Annotated in this window: 6 protein-coding genes; 3 read left to right on the top strand and 3 right to left on the bottom strand. The window is 44.6% G+C overall.

What is annotated here, in order from left to right; all coding sequences use genetic code 11:
- Positions 1-67: 67 nt before the first annotated feature.
- Positions 68-706: a phosphoribosylglycinamide formyltransferase gene (gene purN / locus PX484_RS19595; RefSeq protein ID WP_287764543.1), complete on the top strand. Its 639-nt coding sequence runs from the start codon at positions 68-70 to the stop codon at positions 704-706.
- A gap of 316 nt (positions 707-1,022) precedes the next feature.
- On the opposite strand, the gene PX484_RS19590 is transcribed toward purN, so the two are convergent.
- Positions 1,023-1,850 carry a DUF3598 family protein gene (locus PX484_RS19590; RefSeq protein ID WP_287764635.1) on the bottom strand — a complete coding sequence of 276 codons (828 nt, stop codon included), beginning with the start codon at positions 1,848-1,850 and terminating at the stop codon, positions 1,023-1,025.
- A gap of 37 nt (positions 1,851-1,887) precedes the next feature.
- On the opposite strand from PX484_RS19590, the gene panD reads away from it, so the two are divergent.
- Entirely contained in the window at positions 1,888-2,307 is a 420-nt protein-coding gene (panD, locus tag PX484_RS19585; RefSeq protein WP_002804106.1) for an aspartate 1-decarboxylase, read from the top strand.
- A 74-nt stretch (positions 2,308-2,381) separates the two neighbouring features.
- Entirely contained in the window at positions 2,382-3,569 is a 1,188-nt protein-coding gene (locus tag PX484_RS19580; protein WP_002804104.1) for a TRC40/GET3/ArsA family transport-energizing ATPase, read from the top strand.
- Between the two features lie 174 nt (positions 3,570-3,743).
- Here PX484_RS19580 and PX484_RS19575 read toward each other — a convergent pair whose 3' ends face one another.
- Both PX484_RS19575 and PX484_RS19570 read right to left on the bottom strand, forming a co-directional pair.
- Positions 3,744-4,028, bottom strand: a complete 285-nt coding sequence (locus tag PX484_RS19575) for a hypothetical protein (RefSeq protein ID WP_002804102.1) — start codon at positions 4,026-4,028, stop codon at positions 3,744-3,746.
- An 81-nt stretch (positions 4,029-4,109) separates the two neighbouring features.
- The coding region (locus PX484_RS19570; protein WP_288105195.1) for a cofactor assembly of complex C subunit B at positions 4,110-4,341 on the bottom strand (232 nt) is incomplete at its 5' end.

Below are 4,341 nucleotides of genomic sequence, written 5' to 3'. Positions count from 1 at the left end.
CTTACTATAATGCTTTGCTGAATCGCCTCAATAGCTTTTGCAATGCACTCGAACTCGCTTATAAAATATGATGACAATTTCCCCCAGTTTAATTTCTCCCGATCTCAGTTTGGCCGATATTCCCCTAGAGGAAACCCTCTCCTTAGGAGTGATGGCTTCTGGTAGTGGTTCCAATTTTGCTGTTTTGGCGGCAGCGATCGCCAAAAAACAACTCAATGCCCAGATTTCTGTCCTCATCTACAATAATCCCGATGCCAAGGTAAAAGAAAAAGCCGATCACTACAATATCCCTGCGGTTTTCCTCGATCATCGTCAATTTAAACCCAGAGAAGAACTCGATCGGGCCCTGGTCAAAACTTTCCAGGAATACGGGGTAAAATGGGTAATTATGGCTGGCTGGATGCGGATTGTCACCCCGGTGTTACTGGATGCTTTTCCCGATCGCGTGATCAATATCCATCCTAGTTTACTACCCAGTTTTAAGGGTGTGCGTGCCGTGGAACAAGCTTTAGCTGCGGGGGTAAAAGTGACCGGATGTACTGTGCATATCGCTCGCGCGGAGGTAGATAGCGGCCCAATTTTAATGCAAGCAGTGGTTCCCATTCTCCCGGATGATACCGAGGCCAGTCTCCACGAACGCATTCAAGTGCAAGAACATCGCATTTTCCCGGTAGCGATCGCTTTAGCGGCGAAATTGGGCCTGTAGAGATAGATTTCCCGACCTCCTTGGCGATAATGCCAGCAAAAAAAGGAAAATTCAAGGTAAATCGTTAAATATCCTGAAGGGGTGACAACCAGCTTGAAGTGTGGACAGGGGGTAGGGTGTAGGGGGTAGGGTGTGGGGAAAAATCCTGTAGCCAAACAGGAACTCTACCAAGGAGGAAACCCCGAACAAGCCAGTTTTTCGCTCTGGAAGCGTTCTTCAACTGAAACCAGACATCCCAGTCTGGACTGAGATTTTCCCTACACCCCACACCCCACACCCCATACCCTGTCTAAACTCTAACCTCTTTGTCACCCCATCAGCAATTCACCTTTTCCTCCGTCACCAGAGTAATACCCGTCCATTCTCCCTTCTCGTTATAAGAACGAATTAGGCGCTGTCTTTGAGTAGGAGAAAGTAACCAACCCACCTCTAAAACAAAAGGATAACCGGCAGTAATTTTCAGAGGTGTATTACAGGAAGACCCATCGGGCAGCAGCAGTATTTGAATCGGCAGCGGACTATTTTCAAACAACAATCTTTGTCCCTCGATACGAGCGCTAGAAGTAATTTGATTATCACCAAAAGTCAAAGTTTGCGAGAGATAATTATCCCCCTGACGCTCGATCGATACATGGGTAGAATAGGCAGCAGAATTATAAAAATCCCGTCCCGTTGTCACCGCTTCTCCCCGCCATTGACCGAGTAATTGCTCCACCGTTAACATCGGTCTTTCTGGGGAGCTAGAATCGGCCAACTTTTCCCGAATTAAAGTCAAGCGGTCGAACTCACAGCGCTCATTAAATAACTGTACGATTCTTAATCGTCTTTCCCCGGAGATTAACCCAAATTCTGCTCCAAATTGTGAGGAAAAACTACTAAAATATAAAGAACCTTGGCAAAAAGCTCCCGTCTGGCTAAATAGAATACCCTGATGGAGAGAACTATACTCTAAAATCAAATCTTCTGGCGCTCGATCGCTGTAGAGACGGCGGACCAATTGACGAATCGATCGATTATTATTAATGCCTTGCAAAGATACCAAAGTCGGGGTATCTTCGAGCAGATCGCCTTGGGGAGACAGACGGGTAAAAGAACCTTGCCATTGACCGAGATTTTTTAGTAAACATTCCCACTGGGAGAGCATAATAATTGAAGTAATTGGGGGAAATAGGACAAAATACATGGGAACAATTCGATTAATGCACGCCAAACTCCATCGAGTGCGCGTCAGCGAGGCTAACGTCGATTATGTCGGCAGTATCACTATCGATCGAGAATTGATCGAGCGGGTCGGTATTTTGCCCCTTGAAGAGGTGGATGTGGTCAATCTTAGCAATGGTAAGCGCTTTTCCACCTACGTTTTTCCCGGCCAAACCGGGGAAATTTGCCCCAACGGCGGTGCGGCTCTGCTCTGTCAACCCGGAGATATTTTGATTATCTATGCCTACGAACAACGTCCAAGGCAAGAAGTTCTCGAAAAGGGTCATTTTGCCAAAGTTCTCGTCGCCGATGCCGAAAATCGCTGTCAGCAATTTTTTGAACAGAGCCTAATTCCCCGGGTTGATGGTCGGGGAGTGGAATTTTCTAGCCAAGAATGCTGATTCTTGTCCTCAATTTGTTAACTTTCCCGTCATAATGAGAATAAGTAATGTAAATTTTCTTAGAATCAGCCCCCATGCGTGTAATTCTCATGACCGGTAAAGGAGGCGTGGGTAAAACCTCCGTCGCCGCCGCTACAGGACTCCGCTGCGCCGAACTTGGCTATAAAACCCTAGTTCTCAGCACCGATCCTGCTCACTCTCTCGCTGACAGTTTCGATCTCGAATTAGGTCATGATCCTCGTTTGGTACGCCCCCATCTTTGGGGGGCAGAATTAGACGCACTAATGGAGTTAGAAGGCAACTGGGGCGCAGTAAAACGTTACATTACCCAGGTATTGCAAGCTAGGGGTTTAGATGGAGTGCAAGCGGAAGAATTAGCGATTTTACCCGGAATGGATGAGATTTTCGGTTTAGTTCGCATGAAGCGCCACTACGATGAAGGGACTTATGATGTGTTGATTATCGATTCCGCACCCACGGGTACAGCTTTACGATTGCTGAGTTTGCCAGAAGTGGGCGGTTGGTACATGAGAAGATTTTACAAACCGTTACAGGGAATGTCGATGGCATTGCGACCACTGGTAGAACCTTTATTTCGACCGATCGCCGGTTTTTCCCTACCAGACAAGGAAGTTATGGACGCTCCCTATGAGTTTTACGAGCAGATCGAGGCTTTAGAAAAGGTTTTGACCGATAATACTCAAACCTCGGTACGTTTGGTGACAAACCCCGAAAAAATGGTGATTAAGGAGTCTTTACGCGCCCATGCCTATCTAAGTCTCTATAATGTTTCCACCGATTTGATTATTGCTAATCGGATTATTCCCGACAAAGTAACCGATCCTTTCTTTGCCCGTTGGAAAGAAAATCAACAGGTTTATAAACAGGAAATTTACGATAATTTTCATCCTTTACCGGTTAAGGAAGTTCCTCTCTACTCCGAAGAAATGTGTGGTTTACCCGCTTTGGAAAGACTGAAAGAAACTCTTTTTGCCGACGAAGATCCGACTAAGGTTTATTACCAAGAAAACACCATTCGGGTAGTTCAACAGGAAAATAATTACAGTCTGGAATTATATTTACCAGGTATACCCAAGGAACAAATACAACTAAATAAAACTGGAGACGAGTTAAATATTCGCATTGGTAATCACCGTCGTAATTTAGTCTTACCCCAAGCTTTGGCAGCCCTGAAACCTTCCGGAGCAAAGATGGAAGATGATTACCTGAAAATCTCTTTTAGCAACGTGGTGAAAGTGTAACTTCCCTAGATTGGGTGGGGAAGTGGGAAGTGGGAATTATAAATTCTAAATTATGAATTGGGAGGTGGGGAGCTTTTCAGTGTTGCCAAAGGCACGGCGTAGCCGTCCAGTAAACAGTGAACTGAAAAATAACATCTGATAACTGATAGCTGTCTCCCGTCAACTCTGATTTTTTCAGCCAACCCTAACTATGATTGCATAACTATCTTCGACTTTTTCCAGTCGTTTATCCATCCCTTCGACTTTCCGAGCGAGAGTTTTAATCTCTCCTTTTATTACTGCGGTTTCCACCTTTAAATCATTAACATCTTTTTGGAAAGTGCCAAATTTTTGATCCACATCTCTCTGGAAGTAATCTATTTTTTGATCCACATCTCTTTGCAAAGTATCGATTTTACTCTCGCTCCTTGTCAGGACGGATTCAAGGGAATAGGTAACGGTTTCACCAGTTTGAGTCATCGGTTAAAATCCTGAGCTACAAGTTGATCACTAATTGCTTACTCTCATCTTAACCAAATTCTTAAATCTTACTGAAATCGCCTAAAACTGACTGAAAGTGTTGGCTAATTTATCAGCAATTCCCTCGATCCAAATTTCATCTTGTTTAGTATAACTGCGCGGCGCATTTGCCGCCAAAATTAACACCCCTTCCTTACCGATGGGTTGACAGATTAAGCCTTGGGTGTTTTCTGGCAAATAGTCAAACTCGATTTTAGCGGGATATAAATTTAAATTAACTAAATAAACGGCTTTACCGGTTTCTAAAACTCTT

It is taken from the genome of Microcystis sp. M49636_WE2, from assembly GCF_030065375.1.
Taxonomy (GTDB): Bacteria; Cyanobacteriota; Cyanobacteriia; order Cyanobacteriales; family Microcystaceae; genus Microcystis; species Microcystis aeruginosa_C.
This window is presented reverse-complemented; position numbering and strand designations above follow the sequence as displayed.

Coding starts and splice junctions, on each gene's coding strand:
- panD (WP_002804106.1), top strand. CDS start 1,888: ATGGGAACAATTCGATTAATGCACGCCAAACTCCATCGAGTGCGCGTC.
- PX484_RS19590 (WP_287764635.1), bottom strand. CDS start 1,850: ATGCTCTCCCAGTGGGAATGTTTACTAAAAAATCTCGGTCAATGGCAA.
- PX484_RS19575 (WP_002804102.1), bottom strand. CDS start 4,028: ATGACTCAAACTGGTGAAACCGTTACCTATTCCCTTGAATCCGTCCTG.
- purN (WP_287764543.1), top strand. CDS start 68: ATGATGACAATTTCCCCCAGTTTAATTTCTCCCGATCTCAGTTTGGCC.
- PX484_RS19580 (WP_002804104.1), top strand. CDS start 2,382: ATGCGTGTAATTCTCATGACCGGTAAAGGAGGCGTGGGTAAAACCTCC.